A 16,561-nucleotide genomic window follows, 5' to 3' on the forward strand; every position below is an offset into this window, starting at 1 on the left:
TGAATCATCTGCGAATACCCAATTCAATGTTATTGAATTGGGTATTGTTGATGAATTACGTATGGCTGTTTGTTTTTCTATTTGCCGCCCCTATTGCCGCCCGGTAATGCCTCTGGCAACAATTCTTCCTCAATGATCCTTTATGGTCAGTTTTTTTTGTTGTTTCTCCGTTTAAGTTTTTGATAAATAACAGTTAAAAATATTGGCATAGTGTTTGCTTTATTAGTTCCAGAAAATGATTTTTGGAGCAAAATTATGGATCGCGCACTGTTTCTTGCCATGAGCGGCGCTAAGCAAAATATGCAGGCTTTGCAGCTGCGTTCGAACAACCTTGCCAATGTAAGTACAACGGGTTTCCGTGCTGATTTAGCACAGGCACGTTCAATGCAAGCGTATGGCGAAGGTATGCCTACTCGTGTTTTCAGCATGACAGAGCGTCCGGGTCATAATTTCGCTCAGGGTAGTGTGGTTACTACAGGCCGAGATCTAGACGTCACCATTCAAGGTGATGGTTGGATTTCAGTTATGGACAACACTGGTCGTGAAGGTTTAACTCGCAACGGTAACCTAAGGGTTGACCAAAACGGTCTACTTACCAACGCAAGTGGCCATTTAGTGCTTGGTGAAAACGACGCACCAATCACGCTCCCAATCCCAATCAGTAAAGTAGAAATTGGTACTGATGGTACGATTTCGGTGATTCCTCAAGGCGCTCCAGCTGAAGAATTAGCCGTAGTTGATCGTATTAAGCTTGTGCGTCCAGATAACCAAAGCTTGTTTAAAGATACGAATGGCCTCTTCCGTTCGAAAAACCCAGATCAGGCATACGAAGCAGATGCAGCGGTAACGTTGCTTAAAGGTGCTATCGAAGGCAGTAACGTAAATGCCGTAGGTGAAATGACCAGCTTAATTGACTTACAACGTCAGTTTGAAATGCAGGTCAAGATGATGAGCACAGCAGAGGAAATGGACAAGTCGTCTGATTCACTGCTTCGTATGAGCTAATAGAATTTTAAGGAAATTACTATGCATCCAGCATTATGGGTAAGTAAAACCGGTTTAGACGCCCAACAAACCAATATTTCAACAATTTCAAACAACCTTGCCAACGCCTCAACCATTGGTTTTAAAAAGAGCCGCGCGGTGTTTGAAGATCTGTTCTATCAGAATATTAACCAACCAGGTGGCCAATCGTCTCAGAATACTGAGTTGCCAAGTGGTTTGATGTTGGGTGCTGGTTCTAAGGTAGTTGCAACCCAAAAGGTGCACACTCACGGTAACGCACAAACAACGTCGAATAGCCTAGATATGATGATTGAAGGCGACGGTTTCTTCCAAGTTGAGATGCCAGACGGTGAAACAGGTTACAGCCGTAATGGTCAGTTCACATTGAACGGTGACGGCGCGATCGTAACATCGGGTCAAGGTTATGCCCTACAACCCGAAATCGTTATTCCTGAAGACGCGATCTCGGTAACGGTTGGGAACGATGGTGAGGTGTCGGTTCGTCTACGTGGTCAGCAAGACAACGTCGTGGTTGGTCAAATCACTATTACTGATTTCGTAAACCCAGGTGGTTTAGAGCCCATTGGCCAAAACCTTTACTTGCCTACAGGTGCAAGTGGTGACCCGCAAGAGGGTGTTCCGGGGTTGAATGGCTTAGGTAATGTTCGTCAGTCTATGCTTGAAGCATCCAATGTAAACGTAACTGAAGAGTTGGTTAACATGATTGAAGCTCAACGTGTATACGAAATGAACTCAAAAGTTATCTCGGCGGTAGATAAGATGATGAGCTTCGTTAACCAACAACTGTAGCTAGTTAATTCGCTGTTTACTTATTTCTTTTGATCGTTCTGTTTACCATTGCCCGCTGAGAGTATGTCGCCATGAAACGTATTGTTTGTTTAGCCCTATTTTTGTCTATGACTGGCTGCGCCCCATTGGCTCCAATTGAAACTCCGGCGCAAGAGAACGCAACCACAGTGGTTGATGCCGTAGAAGGCGACAAGTCGGCCCAGGAAAGCTCTGGTATTATCGACACACTTCGAGATAGAACGGACCCTATTGCTGGTGATCCTGCATGGGCGCCAATTAACCCGAAGAAAAAACAAGAGCATTATGCGGCAGCAACAGGCTCACTGTTCAATGCTAACCACATTGGTAGCATGTATGACGACTCAAAACCTCGCGGTATTGGTGACATTATTACAGTTGCGTTAGATGAGAATACGCGAGCGACTAAAAAAGCTAATGCAGATATGTCTAAATCGAACGATGCATCGATGGAACCGTTAGCTGTAGGCGGTGAAAACCTAGAACTTGGTAAATACAACTTTTCTTACGATCTGAGTAACACCAACACCTTTGCTGGAGATGCATCAGCTAACCAAAGTAACAGCATCAGCGGTTACATTACGGTTGAAGTTATTGAAGTATTAGCTAATGGCAACCTAGTGGTTCGTGGTGAAAAGTGGATGACGTTGAATACGGGTGATGAGTACATTCGCTTAAGTGGCACCATCCGCCCTGATGATATCGACTTTGAGAATACCATTGCTTCGAACCGTGTTTCGAATGCACGAATTCAGTACTCAGGTACGGGTGTGCAGAAAGATATGCAAGAACCTGGGTTCTTGGCACGATTCTTTAATGTATCTTTGTAGAGCTAGAGACTGTGTCGACATACTGACACTTTCAGAATTATCTAATTTCAAGCTAACTCATTATAAATTAAAGCAATACAGACAGGTTACTCAATGAAAAAACTAACACTCGTACTCTTCGGCATGCTATTTCTTGCCTCCAGTGCTCATGCCGCGCGTATAAAAGACGTGGCAAAAGTAGCGGGTGTTCGTAGTAACCAACTTGTCGGTTATGGTTTGGTGACGGGTTTGCCGGGCACCGGTGAGACAACTCCCTTTACCGATCAAACGTTTAACGCAATGCTGCAAAATTTTGGCATTCAATTGCCGCCTGGCACCAAGCCAAAAACCAAAAACGTTGCGGCGGTAATCGTTACCGCTGAACTTCCGGCATTCTCCAAGCAAGGTCAGGAAGTAGACGTAACGGTGTCGTCTATTGGTTCAGCAAAAAGCCTTCGTGGTGGTACTTTGCTGCAGACTTTTCTTAAAGGTCTGGACGGTCAAGTGTACGCTGTGGCACAAGGTAATTTGGTTGTGAGTGGTTTTAGTGCTCAAGGCAACGATGGTTCTAAGCTCGTTGGTAACAACCCAAACGTCGGTATCATCTCTAGCGGTGCGACGGTAGAGCAAGAAATCCCAACCCCATTTGGTCGTGGTGACTACATCACTTTCAACTTAATCCAATCTGATTTTACTACGGCTCAGCGTTTAGCTGATGCGGTTAATAATTTTCTAGGCCCTCAAATGGCGTCTGCGGTAGATGCGACTTCTGTAAAAGTTCGTGCTCCACGTGAAATCAGCCAACGTGTGGCTTTCTTGTCTGCCATCGAAAACATCGAATTTGACCCTGCAGAGGGCTCTGCAAAAATCATTGTTAACTCTCGTACCGGTACTATTGTTGTTGGTAAGCATGTGCGCTTAAAAGCAGCAGCAGTAACCCACGGCGGCATGACAGTCGCAATCAAAGAAAATCTAAACGTAAGTCAACCTAACGCATTCTCTGGTGGTCAAACGGTAGTCGTTCCTGATTCGGACATCGAAGTAACCGAAGCCGATGGTAAAATGTTCAAGTTCGAACCCGGTTTAACGCTCGATGATTTGGTACGCGCTGTCAATGAAGTCGGCGCCGCACCTTCTGATTTAATGGCAATCCTTCAAGCACTGAAACAAGCGGGTGCAATTGAAGGTCAGTTGATCATTATTTAAGGGATAAAGCATGATTAAAAATAACAATGACATCGGCTTTATTCACGATATTGGTAGCCTAGACCGTCTTCGTCAACAAGCGGTAAGCGGTGAAGAAGGCAGTGAAAAAGAAGCGCTAACCGCTGCAGCAAAACAGTTTGAATCTATTTTTACCTCGATGTTGTTTAAGTCGATGCGTGATGCGAACTCGAGCTTTAAGTCAGATATGTTAAACAGCCAGAATGAACAGTTTTATCGTCAGATGCAAGATGACCAAATGGCGAGTGAACTCAGTGCGTCAGGTTCGCTCGGTCTTGCGGACATGATCGTAGCTCAGTTAAGCGCTGGCCAAGCAAATGATGCAACTGAAGATAAGGTTCGCAATGAAGGCTTTGATACCTCTCTGCAAAGACCGCAGTACTCGGGGCGTTCACAAGATAGAACACCCGAAGTTCAATCTGCGCAAGCTATGTCAGCAACAGACGTGTCAGTAGCCAAACAACCAGTTTCCTTCGATTCTCCAGAATCGTTTGTTGCCTCAATGAAGCCTTACGCTGAAAAAGCAGCGAGTGCGCTCGGTGTCGATTCATCACTGCTATTGGCACAAGCGGCACTTGAAACAGGTTGGGGTTCTAAGATGATTAAGAACTCTTTGGGCAACAGCAACAACCTATTCAATATCAAAGCCGATAGAAGTTGGAAGGGCGATAAGGTTGCTACTCAAACTCTAGAGTTCCATGGTAAAACAGCCGTTAAAGAGTCTGCTTCTTTCCGTTCTTACTCTAATTTCGAAGATAGCTTTGATGATTACGTGAAGTTCTTGAACGAAAATCCAAGATACGAAACGGCATTGCAGCATCAAGGTAACTCTGAGAATTTCATCAAAGGCATTCACCAGGCGGGTTACGCAACCGACCCTAACTATGCCGACAAAGTTTTACGAGTTAAAGCTAAGATTGATGAGATGAAATAGCGTTATTGAATGCACTCGAGAGCTTGCCACCGGCAGGCTCTTTTCTTATCCGCCCCTTCAGTCTTACGCACCATCCATAGTTTTCTCCTTACACTTCAACAAATTATTGTCTTTTAACTCTCCGTTATTTCTATTGGCACATATATTGCTAAATATCTTAATAATAAGCTGTAGTAGTTAATCAGTTCATGCTGATTTTGTTAAGTTTTTTGGGGGCATTATGGCGTCGGATCTTCTGAATGTAGGAGCACAAAGTGTTCTTACTGCTCAGAGACAGCTAAACACCACTGGTCATAACATTTCTAACGCCAACACAGAAGGCTATAGCCGCCAGTCTGTGGTTCAAGGTGTGAATGACCCGCGCCAGTACGGTGGTCAAACCTACGGTATGGGTGTGCATGTGGAAAATGTTCGCCGCTCGTGGGACCAATTTGCCGTCAAGGAACTTAACCTATCAACAACCAATGCCGCTAACAAAGCGGATACCGAAGCTAACCTGGATATGCTGTCAAGCATGTTGTCATCGGTTGTTTCGAAGAAAATCCCAGAGAACCTTAATGAGTGGTTTGATTCTGTTAAGACGCTCGCTGATACCCCGAATGATGTGGGTACACGAAAAGTCGTCATAGAAAAAGCTGGGTTATTGAGTAAAACGTTAAATGAATTTCATGAAACCGTTCGTCAACAGTCTGATTCTGCGAATAAGAAATTAGACATGGGTATCGAGCGAGTTAACCAAATTGCATACGAGATCCGTGATCTTCAGCGACTAATGGTACGAACTCCTGGACCTCATAATGATCTACAAGATCAGCACGAACAGCTAGTTAATGAGCTTTCTGGTTACACTAAAGTGACGGTGACACCACGAGCTAATAATGAAGGCTTTAATGTCCATATCGGTAATGGTCATACCTTAGTTTCTGGTACAGAAGCGAGCCAACTGAAAATGATCGATGGCGTACCAGATGCACATCAGCGTCGTCTTGCTATCGTAGAAGGAAAGTCATTAAAGGCGATTACTAACCGCGATATTGATGGACAAATCGGCGCGATGTTAGACATGCGTGATGAACATATTCCTGCAGTTATGGATGAGCTTGGTCGTTTGGCGACCGCGTTTTCATACGAGGTCAATGCACTGCAATCGCAAGGTTTGGATCTCAATGGCAATGTAGGTAAAAACCTGTTTACCGATGTGAACTCTGAGTTAGTGGCTAAGTCTCGTGTTACTGCTCACGGACAGTCAAAAGCGGATGTCGCGGTCTATATTGATGATACTTCTGCTCTGAAAGGCGGCGAGTATGGTCTGAAATACGATGGCAGCGATTATGTGGTGATTAAGCCAGATGGCGAAACGGTAAAAGTTAGCACTAATTCAACCGGCAATGCCTTTTATTTAGATGGCATGCGAGTGGAAGTTCGAAATCCGCCTGAACTGGGTGAGAAGCTTTTACTACGCCCAACCCGCAATTTTGCCGCGCAGATTCAGATGGAAACCAAAGACCCTAAAGATATTGCGGCGCAAAGCTATGAGGCATCAACTACCTTTGCCAAAGGCACTGCAGGTTTCAAAATTTTGGCGGCAGGTCAATTACGAGAATTTGAAGTGATCGTGTCACCAAAGGGCGAACAGTTTGCAGTTACCGATCCTAAGGGCAACATACTTATGCAGCCTCAACCGTATCCACCACAAGGCCCAGTGACGATTAATGGCACAACGTTTGAACTTACACCGGGCGCGGTGGCAAACGATAAATTTACGGCAAACCTTGTCCCATCAGAAGGTGACAATGGCAACTTGCGTAAATTGCAAGATCTCCAAACAGGCAAAGTCTTGGATGATGGTGAGTCTACGATTTTAGATCTTTACCACAACTTGAATACCAATACGGGCTTGAAATCTTCAACGGCAAATCGCTTGAGTGATATTGCTAGGCTAGAAAAAGAGTCAGCTCAAGAACGTATTGCTTCAGTCTCTGGGGTGAACCTAGATGAAGAAGCGGCAAATATGATGAAATTTCAGCAAGCGTACATGGCTTCTTCACGCATCATGCAAGCCGCCAATGATACGTTTAATACTATTTTGGCTTTGAGGTAGGAGATATAAATGTTGACTCGTATTTCTAGCTTTCATAATTATCAGTCAGTACAAAATGACTTTCGCCGCCAAGAAAACAAGGTGCATCATAATCAAGCACAACTGGCTTCCGGTAAGAAATTACAGTCGGCGAGTGATGATCCTTTGGCGACGCATTATTTACAAAACATCGGTCAGCAATCTGAGCAACTTAAACAGTATGTCGATGCGATCACTCTAATTAGAAACCGCCTTGAACATCATGAAGTCATGGTCGCCAACTCGGAAGGGTTCGCGGATGAAGCAAAACGAACCGTGATGGAAATGATTAACGGTGCACTTTCTCCGGAAGACCGCTTAGCGAAGAAACGTGAAATTCAAGAGTTATCGAATAATCTTCTGCATTTAGCTAATACTCAAGATGAGTCAGGTAACTACACATTTTCAGGAACCAAGCCCAAGAGCCAGCCATTTTTTCAAGATAATGAAGGGAACGTTTCTTATCAAGGTGATGACTATCAAAGAAAGATGCGAGTAGCAACGAGCTTTGAAATGGCAATGAATGATCCGGGCAGTAAGTTGTTTATGGAAATAGATAACCCGTTTGGTGACTACGAGCCTCAATATGATCTTGAACCAGCCTCTGAGTTATTACTAGGGCGCGCAACCAATAAAGCTGACGATAGTTCTACTTATAAAGTGACTTTTGTTGATATGCAAACAGGCAAGTTCGCTTACCAGCTTGAAAAAGATGGCGAAGTGGTTGCCTCGGAAGATTTTGATCCTTCGAAAGGTGTTGTCTATGAAGGTCTGAATATCCAATTCAAGGGGCAGATCACGAAGGGTGACTCGATCACTTTAGAGCCGAGAAAGACATTTTCTATTTTTGATACATTCAAAGATACCGCCGAACAGGCTGAAAATCCAGTATCGGATGCATCGGCAACGGCAAAACTGCACCAAATGACAGAAGAATTTCATGCCGCGTTTATTCATTTGACTAAGGCGAGAACGGATGTCGGTGCACGTTTGAGTACGTTGGATATTCAAGAGCAGCAACATGAAGATTTTAAGTTGTCTTTAGCGAAAGCAAAAAGCAACTTTGAAGACTTGGACTATTCGAAAGCCATCATTGAATTCAATGAAAACTCTCGAGCGTTACAAGCTTCACAACAAGCGTTTGGCAAGACCAAAGACCTGACCTTGTTTAATTATATTTAGCTGTGAACAGTCGTTAATCTGGGGTTAGTTCTCTGCCGTATGTGCTATGCCATACGTGCGAATGATTCTATCGATTGCCGCTTTTTTATTCAAAGTGGCATGTTTGAAAAATAGCGGCAAAAAACGGCAACGAGAGATATCAATCTCTTGTTTTCTCTACTTAATATAATTGGCTTTTATAGTAATTCATTTTTAAGTGTTTGTTTTTCATGTTTATTTTAAATTTATTGAAATTAAAATAAAAGTTGGCACACAACATGCTTTTATACTTTTCATAAATGATTAATACAGATCTTAAACCTTATCTAGGGTTTATCGCGTAATACACGGTCAGTGCTTATCCATATGAGAGTAAAGCTGGCCGCTTCGCAGAAATTTTGCGAACTCATAAGGAGAGCAATATGGCTATTAATGTAAGCACTAACGTATCTGCTATGACAGCACAACGATACTTGAATAAATCGTCTAATGAACTAGCGACTTCTATGGAACGTTTGTCATCAGGCCATAAGATCAACAGTGCAAAAGATGATGCAGCTGGCCTACAAATATCAAACCGTTTAACAGCACAGTCTCGTGGTCTTGATGTAGCAATGCGTAATGCAAATGATGGCATTTCGATTGCTCAAACTGCAGAAGGCGCGATGAACGAATCAACGAACATACTACAGCGTATGCGTGATCTAGCGATTCAGTCATCAAACGGCACTAACTCACCAGCAGAGCGTCAAGCATTAAACGAAGAGACAATGGCTCTTCAAGATGAACTTAACCGTATCGCAGAGACAACAGCTTTCGGTGGCCGTCGTTTATTGAATGGTTCATTTGGTGAAGCTTCATTCCAGATTGGTTCAAACTCTGGTGAAGCGATGATTATGGCGCTGACTAGTATTCGTGCGGATGATTTCCGTATGGGCGGAACAACATTCGACACTGAAAACGCTAAAGATAAAAGCTGGGAAGTACCAGTAGCAGCAAAAGATCTTAAGTTTGAATTCAAAACTAAAGCGGGTGAAGAGATTACTCTCGATATAAGCGCCAAAGCCGGCGACGATATCGAAGAACTCGCAACTTACATTAATGGTCAATCTGATTTAATTAACGCATCGGTTACTGATGAAGGTCGCATACAGGTATTTGTTGCCGAGCCAGATTTAGATGGTGAGATGAGAATCTCGGGTGGTTTAGCCTCTGAACTAGGCTTCAAAAATGATGCTCCTGAAGGCCAGGAAACCACAACCACGGCGGATGGCAAAGTTGTACCTGCACCTGCTGTAGGTCGAACGACATTAGTTCAAGATGTCGATTTGAATACTGTAGCTGGTTCACAAAACGCAATCAGTGTCATCGACTCTGCAATGCAGTACGTTGATTCACAGCGTGCTGATTTGGGTGCGAAACAAAACCGTCTAAGCCACAGTATTAATAACTTGGCAAACGTTCAAGAGAACGTAGACGCTTCAAACAGCCGAATCAAAGATACGGACTTTGCGAAAGAGACAACGCAAATGACCAAAGCTCAAATTCTGCAACAAGCTGGTACATCTATACTAGCTCAAGCAAAACAGTTGCCTAACTCTGCAATATCACTATTGCAATAGTTATTGGTTGAACTCGCTATTCGTGTTCAGACGTGAACCGCTTAGCGAGGGATACTGGCAAGCATACTTACTATTGGGTGTTTAGCTCTCTCATCTCTCACCTGCTATCCATTTTTACGGTAAGAATGCAACGGCGTGTCGGAAATGTGTTCATTTCTCGATGATCTCCGCACAGGCTCTGACACGCCAACTAGCCCCGGTTCCTTCACAGGAAAAGGGGCTTTTTCCTTTCTATTTCTACACTTTTGTTTTCTTTTAGAGCGTCTAGTTTACTTTTCAAATCCGTAAAACCTCGATCTCACTTACCTGTTTCACGACAAACAACTCAACTCTTTGTATAAGAAGCATACCAATCTGAACTCTTTGGCGACTATTCATTTATCTACATTGGGTAACTCAAATAGTGATTAGTGTGTTTTTTAAACACTTTTTAAATGCGTTCTCAATTGAAGACTGCCACTGTTATAGAAAATTTGAGATTTTAAGTGCCTGATAAATTTGATTTTAATATTTAATTTGTGGTTTTTTGAAAGTTTTTCTAAAGCTTCTGAATTTTGAGCCGTTATTAAAAGTAACTTAGAGATAACTACTTGGTTTTCCGAGACGTCGGAAACCGCTATACCGGAAAATCAATTGGAGAAATCACCATGGCAGTGAATGTAAATACCAACGTATCAGCAATGACAGCACAACGTTACCTAAACAGTGCAAACAGCGCTCAACAAACATCAATGGAACGCCTATCTTCAGGTTCTAAAATCAACAGCGCAAAAGATGACGCTGCAGGCCTACAAATCTCGAACCGTTTGAACGTTCAGAGTCGTGGTCTTGATGTTGCTGTACGTAACGCGAACGATGGTATCTCTATCGCTCAAACGGCAGAAGGTGCGATGAATGAAACATCAAACATTCTGCAACGTATGCGTGACTTGTCTCTGCAATCAACAAACGGTTCGAATACAAAAGCTGACCGTGTTGCAATCCAAGAAGAAGTTACAGCACTGAACGATGAACTAAATCGTATTGCTGAAACAACCTCTTTTGGTGGTAACAAGCTGCTTAACGGTACTCACGGTACTAAGTCATTCCAAATTGGTGCAGACAATGGTGAGGCAGTAATGCTTCAGCTGAAAGACATGCGTTCTGATAACGACCAAATGGGCGGCAACAGCTACCAATTTACAGAAGCTAAAGGTAAAGATTGGGGTGTAACAGCTGGTGCTAATGATTTAACCATGTCATTAAAAGATAGCTTCGGTGACCAACGAGAAATCAACATCTCGGCTAAAGCAGGCGATGATATTGAAGAGCTAGCGACTTACATTAACGGTCAACAAGACCTAGTAAAAGCGTCAATTGATGAAGAAGGTAAACTGCAAATCTTCGCTGGTAACAACAAAGTTGATGGGGAAATTGCATTTTCTGGTGCTTTATCAGATGAACTAGGCATGACAGCAGGTGCGAAACCTGAGGACCCAAAAACGCTAGAGGCTAAGCAAGTTACGGTTGATAGTATCGACGTAACGTCTGTTGGTGGTGCACAAGAATCTGTAGCTGTTATCGATGCGGCACTTAAATATGTAGATAGCCACCGTTCTGAGCTTGGTGCTTTCCAAAACCGTTTCGACCACGCAATTAACAACTTAGACAACATCAACGAAAACGTTAATGCATCTAAGAGCCGTATCAAAGATACCGATTTCGCTAAAGAGACGACTCAGATGACTAAATCTCAGATCCTTTCTCAAGCTTCAAGCTCGATTCTTGCTCAAGCGAAGCAAGCTCCGAACTCGGCACTTAGCCTACTAGGTTAATCGGTTGAAAGGCCACATTGACCATGTGCATTATTGTTTATAATCGTCAATGTCAGGCTTCCACAAATTAGCTCGTGGTGAGAGATGAGCGCTAAATAAACCCAGCTTCGGCTGGGTTTTTTATTGCCTGCTATTTGGCTAGGGTGAATTTGGAAAAAGTGCAATGTTGGTTGATAGAAGAAAAAGCGAGATCCTCTATCACGTTCGTTCCTCACAGTAGGGAATGACCGAGTCGGGAAATGATGATCTACTTCACGTTTTTTTTAACATTGAAAATAATACGAAAAAAAATGCATTTTTTATTAAAGCTTCTAGTTAAGGGGCCGTTAAAGGGATTGAGAGAAATGATATGTACCAATGTAAGGTGAGAGAGACACTGGTATATAAAACAAAATAACATGTGTTTTTGTGAGGTGAGAGTCACATAAGTGCATGAAAAAATGCCTAAAGGAGATCAACTATGGCGATTAATGTAAGCACAAATGTGTCTGCAATGACGGCTCAGCGCTACCTAAATAGTGCGGCTGAAGGTACTCAAAAATCAATGGAGCGTTTGTCTTCTGGCTATAAAATCAATAGCGCAAAAGATGATGCTGCAGGCCTACAAATCTCTAACCGCTTAACGTCGCAAAGTCGTGGCCTAGATATGGCTGTAAAAAACGCGAACGATGGTATCTCTATTGCACAGACAGCTGAAGGTGCAATGAATGAGTCAACCAATATCCTGCAACGAATGCGTGACCTTTCTCTTCAATCTTCAAATGGTTCAAACACGAAATCTGAACGTGTTGCAATTCAAGAAGAAGTCTCTGCTCTAAACACTGAGCTTAACCGTATCGCTGAAACGACCTCTTTTGGTGGTAATAAGCTTTTGAACGGAACTTTCGGTAGTCAATCTTTCCAAATTGGTGCAGATTCTGGTGAAGCAGTAATGCTGACAATGAATAATATGCGTACCGATACTGAAGCGATGGGCGGTAAGAGTTATAGCGTTGCTGAGGGGAAAGATACGTCTTGGCGCGTAGGTGAAGATTCTGTCCTAACGATGAAGTACCAAGATCAGTTTGGTGACGTTCAAGATCTGTCGATTACTGCGAAAAAAGGTAATGACATGGAAGAACTTGCCACTTACCTAAACGGTCAAAGCCCGGATGTTCAAGCTTCGGTAGGTGAAGGCGGTAAATTGCAACTCTTCGCTTCAAGCCAAAAAGTTGATGGTAATGTTGAGTTTGGCGGCTCTCTTGCTGAAGAGCTAGGTCTTGGCTCTGGTAAAGATGCAGAAGGTAAAGAGATTCCTGGCAGCAGCAAGGCTATTGTAACGGATGTTACTGTTAACGACATTGATGTAACTTCTGTTGCAGGTTCAAACAACGCTGTATCTATTATTGACGGTGCCTTAAAGGCAGTAGACAGTAATCGTGCCTCTCTTGGTGCATTCCAAAACCGTTTTGACCACGCAATCAGCAACTTAGAAAATATTAACGAAAACGTTAATGCGTCTAAGAGCCGAATCAAAGATACTGATTACGCAAAAGAAACAACGGCAATGACGAAGTCTCAAATCTTACAACAAGCGAGTACTTCTATTTTAGCTCAAGCAAAACAATCACCATCAGCAGCTTTAAGCTTATTGGGCTAAACTTACTTCAGTAAGTAACGGTAAACTCTACTGTAGGTAGAGTTTTACTGTTAGGCTCATAAAGTTGGGAGGGAGAGTGTTATGGAAATATTATCTAACGCATCGAACATCCAGCCTTATGGCTCACCTAATGGCATTAAATTTGCAAGCGATAAAGGTAGTAGTGCGTCGAGTACTTCACAACCGAAAGAAACAACATCTTATGACAAGGTAGAAAAATCGAAAGAGATGGCTACCGAAGCGGCGATTAAATTAGCTCAACATAGACAAGAGTTAAATGATGCGGAGCGAGTCAAAATGGTGGAGAAGGTAAACGAATTTATATCTTCTCTCAACAAGGGTGTTGCTTTTAAGGTTGATGAAGAGACTGGGAGAGATGTGGTTACCATTTATGAGACCACAACGGGCGATATTATTCGCCAAATTCCCGATGAAGAAATGCTCGAAATTCTAAGGCGCCTAGCAGCCCAAACCTCGAATAGTGGAATATTGGAGGCTAAGGTTTAAGTCGTATTATTGAGGTGGTTTAATGAGTTTTGGCCCAATGGGGATTTCGTCTGGCATGGATATCAATTCCATGGTCAGCAAAATTGTTGATTCGGAGCGTGTGCCTAAACAGCAACAAATCAACAATGAACGAACGCGAATCGACACCAGCATTAGTGCCTATGGAAGACTCAGAGAGTCCCTTGATTCGATGAAAAATCTGATGACAAGCTTTCGCCAGGACAAAGCTTTTGCTGTACGAACAGTAGAAAGCTCTGATGAAGGTCTTGTCTCTGCAACCGCGACTACCGAAGCGATCGCTGGCAAATATGCTATCGATGTGTTGCAGCTTGCCCAGAGCCATAAAGTGGCTTCTGATGTACTATCAGAGGACATGAAATTTGGCCCAGGTAAGCTGCAGGTTTCGCTTGGTAAAGAGAGCTTCGAGACACAAGTTAGTGCTAACTCAAAACTGCGTGATGTTGTTAGAGCAATTAACAGTGCCGGGGATAATCCGGGTGTTCGAGCTTCTATTATTAACGACAAAGAAGGACCACGGTTAGTCCTCGCTTCAAATATGTCTGGTGAAGACAATCAAATAAAACTCCACGTTGACTCTGAAGATAACAACCCTCTAAAAAAATTAGAATATAAAACCCTATCGGAAAGACTGAAAGCCTTAGAAGATGCTCGCTCAGTAGCGCAAGGCGTCTTGGCTGATGCCCCTCCCAAATTGGATGCCGACGGTAACCCTATTCCAGACGGCTTCGCTGTTCCTCTGCGAGACGCTAACGGAAACACTATATTTGATGTAAACGGTAATCCTATTTATGAAAGAAAATCGGAACCCGTCGTTGAACCCGAAGATCCTTTCGCTGAATTTGACCGTGACAATTTAACTTATGGTCAAGCTGCGGCAATGGCTGGTCAGAAGGCGCTAGATGCGGCAGCTTTAGCGGCTTCAGGGATGCCAGAAGATACAATCCCTGGGTGGAACAATACCGCTTCAGGTACATTACTCGATTCTTTTTTTAGGCCTGAACTTGAGCTTGACGAAAAAGCCATAGAGAAAGCAGCTGATATTCCAGGGTGGTCAAATACTGCCGCTGGTACGTTGACGGATTCTTATGTTACTCCCAAAGAGGCACAGCAGAAACTCGATGCCGAGAAAGCCAGAATAGAAAGTAAATTGGTTGATGAACGTTCTGAGTTAGCGAAGAGAGTTGAAAGAGGTGAACTAACCCCACTTCAGGCTCAGCAATTAGAGAGAGCGAAATTATCTCCAGCAGAACGAGCACACTTAGAGAAGGTTGATAAAGCTCAAGCTGACCTTGCGTTAGCTCAACAGTCTTTTGACCAATACAGCGGTATGACTGAAGTGCAAGCAGGACAAAATTCTATGGTTGTTCTAGACGGCATTGCTCAGCTCTCTAGCAATAACAATGTGATTGAAGATGCCGTTGAAGGTATTGATATTACGGTTAAAGGTAAAACCCCTAAAGATAAGCCGCCAGCAGAGATTGGTGTTGAGTACGACCGTAATCGTGTTCGTGAAGATATTGAAGCTTTTGTTAACTCTTATAATCAGTTTTACCAAGTATCTAAAGACTTAGCGGGTGTCGATCCACTGACTGGTCAAAAAGGCCCTCTCTCTGGCGACAGTACAGTACGCAGTGCAGATTCACGATTGAAAGGTGTGTTCTCATCAAGCATTGAAGACGCGCCAGACAATCTAAAGTCTTTGACTGAATTTGGCATCACCACCACAAGACAAGGCTCGCTAGAAATCAATTACGATATGCTTGACCGTCAACTCAACAATCACTTTGATAAGTTGGGTGAATTCTTTGGTGGTAACAATGGCTTCGCTAAAAAAGTCGAAGATGCGATTCAAGGGATCACGGGTGTTACCGGTTCTATCCGTACGAGAGAGAAGAGCTTGGTCGAACAAAACTATCGGTTGGTTGATGACCAAGTCGCGCTCGATCGCCGTATGGATAGCCTGCAGAATCGCACGCACTCTAAGTTCACTGCTATGCAGGATGCGACCAGCAAGATGCAATCTCAGTTAGGCAGCATGATGAGTGCAATGGGCTAATAGATGAGCAAACTGCTTCAAGAGCTTTGTGAGCTCGATCAATTAATTATGTCTAAGCTCGAATTTAGTGAAATTAATGCTGAAGAAATCGTGCATCTTGTCGATAACAGAGAACAGTTATTGCAAAACGTGCTTCAATTAATCGATTCATATCCCGACGTTAAGCAAAGCTCCGAGTGGTTTGAAGCCATTTCGAGAACAAGACAATTGGTCGAACTGATGCAGTCTGAGACTGGTCTAGTAGGTAAAAACTTACATAAATACCGACATGCTGCCAAATCAGTTCAACAATACAAAAAGTTTTTATAGAAGAGGTTTACTATGCGCGGTTCTTTACAGGCATATAAAAAGGTATCAGTGGATAGCCAGCTTACAGCTGCCTCACCGCATAAAATTGTTCAGATGCTAATGGCTGGTGCTATCGAGCGCTTAATTCAAGGTAAAGCAGCAATGCAAGCGGGCAACATTCCGGTGAAAGGTGAGCGACTGAGTAAGGCTCTAGATATCATTATTAGCCTGCGTAGTTGCCTATCAATGTCCGATGGTGGCGACATTGCGAAAAATCTAGATCAACTTTATGAGTTTATGATCACGCAAATTTCTGCTGCAAATCACAAAAATGATCCTCAGCCAATTGATGATGTTATTGATATTATCCGCGAAATTAAGAGCGCTTGGGACCAAATTCCGAATGAATATCACAATTTAACGTCTGCGGATGTTGGTATTTAAAGAAACATCCCAGTTTAAACCAATCGCATATCTCTGAATTGCTTGGTTGCCTTATTTTTATAATCAAATAAAATAGAAGCCATTAGATAG

14 protein-coding genes are annotated in these 16,561 nt (G+C 43.1%); all 14 read left to right on the forward strand.

Features of this window, described 5'->3' with window-relative positions:
• Nucleotides 1-255: 255 nt before the first annotated feature.
• The 14 genes from flgF (at nucleotide 256) to fliS (ending at nucleotide 16,471) form a co-directional block, all read left to right on the forward strand.
• Entirely contained in the window at nucleotides 256-1,005 is a 750-nt protein-coding gene (flgF, locus tag MED222_RS02265; protein ID WP_009848571.1) for a flagellar basal-body rod protein FlgF, read from the forward strand.
• 21 nt (nucleotides 1,006-1,026) lie between these two features.
• The gene (flgG, locus tag MED222_RS02260) at nucleotides 1,027-1,815 is read left to right on the forward strand and encodes a flagellar basal-body rod protein FlgG (RefSeq protein ID WP_009848570.1); all 789 of its coding nucleotides are present in this window, start codon (nucleotides 1,027-1,029) and stop codon (nucleotides 1,813-1,815) included.
• A 71-nt stretch (nucleotides 1,816-1,886) separates the two neighbouring features.
• Nucleotides 1,887-2,663, forward strand: a complete 777-nt coding sequence (flgH, locus tag MED222_RS02255; protein ID WP_009848569.1) for a flagellar basal body L-ring protein FlgH — start codon at nucleotides 1,887-1,889, stop codon at nucleotides 2,661-2,663.
• A gap of 93 nt (nucleotides 2,664-2,756) precedes the next feature.
• Nucleotides 2,757-3,848 carry a flagellar basal body P-ring protein FlgI gene (locus tag MED222_RS02250; protein WP_009848568.1) on the forward strand — a complete coding sequence of 364 codons (1,092 nt, stop codon included), beginning with the start codon at nucleotides 2,757-2,759 and terminating at the stop codon, nucleotides 3,846-3,848.
• A 10-nt stretch (nucleotides 3,849-3,858) separates the two neighbouring features.
• Nucleotides 3,859-4,800 (forward strand): flagellar assembly peptidoglycan hydrolase FlgJ, encoded by a 942-nt coding sequence (flgJ, locus tag MED222_RS02245; protein WP_009848567.1) that lies wholly within the window; start codon nucleotides 3,859-3,861, stop codon nucleotides 4,798-4,800.
• A 220-nt stretch (nucleotides 4,801-5,020) separates the two neighbouring features.
• On the forward strand, nucleotides 5,021-6,901 hold the full coding sequence (flgK, locus tag MED222_RS02240; RefSeq protein ID WP_009848566.1) for a flagellar hook-associated protein FlgK: 1,881 nt from the start codon (nucleotides 5,021-5,023) through the stop codon (nucleotides 6,899-6,901).
• Nucleotides 6,902-6,910: 9 nt separating this feature from the next.
• Nucleotides 6,911-8,101: a flagellar hook-associated protein FlgL gene (gene flgL / locus MED222_RS02235; protein WP_009848565.1), complete on the forward strand. Its 1,191-nt coding sequence runs from the start codon at nucleotides 6,911-6,913 to the stop codon at nucleotides 8,099-8,101.
• A gap of 401 nt (nucleotides 8,102-8,502) precedes the next feature.
• Nucleotides 8,503-9,702 carry a flagellin gene (locus tag MED222_RS02230; RefSeq protein ID WP_009848564.1) on the forward strand — a complete coding sequence of 400 codons (1,200 nt, stop codon included), beginning with the start codon at nucleotides 8,503-8,505 and terminating at the stop codon, nucleotides 9,700-9,702.
• A gap of 647 nt (nucleotides 9,703-10,349) precedes the next feature.
• Nucleotides 10,350-11,516, forward strand: coding sequence for a flagellin (locus tag MED222_RS02225; protein ID WP_009848563.1), 1,167 nt, complete (start codon nucleotides 10,350-10,352; stop codon nucleotides 11,514-11,516).
• Nucleotides 11,517-11,976: 460 nt separating this feature from the next.
• Nucleotides 11,977-13,155: a flagellin gene (locus tag MED222_RS02220; protein ID WP_009848562.1), complete on the forward strand. Its 1,179-nt coding sequence runs from the start codon at nucleotides 11,977-11,979 to the stop codon at nucleotides 13,153-13,155.
• Between the two features lie 81 nt (nucleotides 13,156-13,236).
• The gene (gene flaG, locus MED222_RS02215; RefSeq protein ID WP_009848561.1) at nucleotides 13,237-13,662 is read left to right on the forward strand and encodes a flagellar protein FlaG; all 426 of its coding nucleotides are present in this window, start codon (nucleotides 13,237-13,239) and stop codon (nucleotides 13,660-13,662) included.
• A 70-nt stretch (nucleotides 13,663-13,732) separates the two neighbouring features.
• Nucleotides 13,733-15,739 (forward strand): flagellar filament capping protein FliD, encoded by a 2,007-nt coding sequence (fliD, locus tag MED222_RS02210; RefSeq protein WP_369809713.1) that lies wholly within the window; start codon nucleotides 13,733-13,735, stop codon nucleotides 15,737-15,739.
• A gap of 3 nt (nucleotides 15,740-15,742) precedes the next feature.
• Nucleotides 15,743-16,048: a flagellar protein FliT gene (locus MED222_RS02205; protein WP_009848559.1), complete on the forward strand. Its 306-nt coding sequence runs from the start codon at nucleotides 15,743-15,745 to the stop codon at nucleotides 16,046-16,048.
• A 12-nt stretch (nucleotides 16,049-16,060) separates the two neighbouring features.
• On the forward strand, nucleotides 16,061-16,471 hold the full coding sequence (gene fliS / locus MED222_RS02200) for a flagellar export chaperone FliS (RefSeq protein WP_009848558.1): 411 nt from the start codon (nucleotides 16,061-16,063) through the stop codon (nucleotides 16,469-16,471).
• Nucleotides 16,472-16,561 lie beyond the last annotated feature (90 nt).

Source organism: Vibrio sp. MED222 (assembly GCF_000153005.1).
GTDB classification, from domain to species: Bacteria; Pseudomonadota; Gammaproteobacteria; order Enterobacterales; family Vibrionaceae; genus Vibrio; species Vibrio tasmaniensis_A.

Bases quoted from the DNA above. Each gene is read 5' to 3' on its own strand.
- flgF (WP_009848571.1), top strand. From the start codon at position 256: ATGGATCGCGCACTGTTTCTTGCCATGAGCGGCGCTAAGCAAAATATG.
- MED222_RS02220 (WP_009848562.1), top strand. From the start codon at position 11,977: ATGGCGATTAATGTAAGCACAAATGTGTCTGCAATGACGGCTCAGCGC.
- MED222_RS02205 (WP_009848559.1), top strand. From the start codon at position 15,743: ATGAGCAAACTGCTTCAAGAGCTTTGTGAGCTCGATCAATTAATTATG.
- flgL (WP_009848565.1), top strand. From the start codon at position 6,911: ATGTTGACTCGTATTTCTAGCTTTCATAATTATCAGTCAGTACAAAAT.
- flgK (WP_009848566.1), top strand. From the start codon at position 5,021: ATGGCGTCGGATCTTCTGAATGTAGGAGCACAAAGTGTTCTTACTGCT.
- flgG (WP_009848570.1), top strand. From the start codon at position 1,027: ATGCATCCAGCATTATGGGTAAGTAAAACCGGTTTAGACGCCCAACAA.
- fliD (WP_369809713.1), top strand. From the start codon at position 13,733: ATGGTCAGCAAAATTGTTGATTCGGAGCGTGTGCCTAAACAGCAACAA.
- MED222_RS02230 (WP_009848564.1), top strand. From the start codon at position 8,503: ATGGCTATTAATGTAAGCACTAACGTATCTGCTATGACAGCACAACGA.
- MED222_RS02225 (WP_009848563.1), top strand. From the start codon at position 10,350: ATGGCAGTGAATGTAAATACCAACGTATCAGCAATGACAGCACAACGT.
- flgJ (WP_009848567.1), top strand. From the start codon at position 3,859: ATGATTAAAAATAACAATGACATCGGCTTTATTCACGATATTGGTAGC.
- flaG (WP_009848561.1), top strand. From the start codon at position 13,237: ATGGAAATATTATCTAACGCATCGAACATCCAGCCTTATGGCTCACCT.
- flgH (WP_009848569.1), top strand. From the start codon at position 1,887: ATGAAACGTATTGTTTGTTTAGCCCTATTTTTGTCTATGACTGGCTGC.
- fliS (WP_009848558.1), top strand. From the start codon at position 16,061: ATGCGCGGTTCTTTACAGGCATATAAAAAGGTATCAGTGGATAGCCAG.
- MED222_RS02250 (WP_009848568.1), top strand. From the start codon at position 2,757: ATGAAAAAACTAACACTCGTACTCTTCGGCATGCTATTTCTTGCCTCC.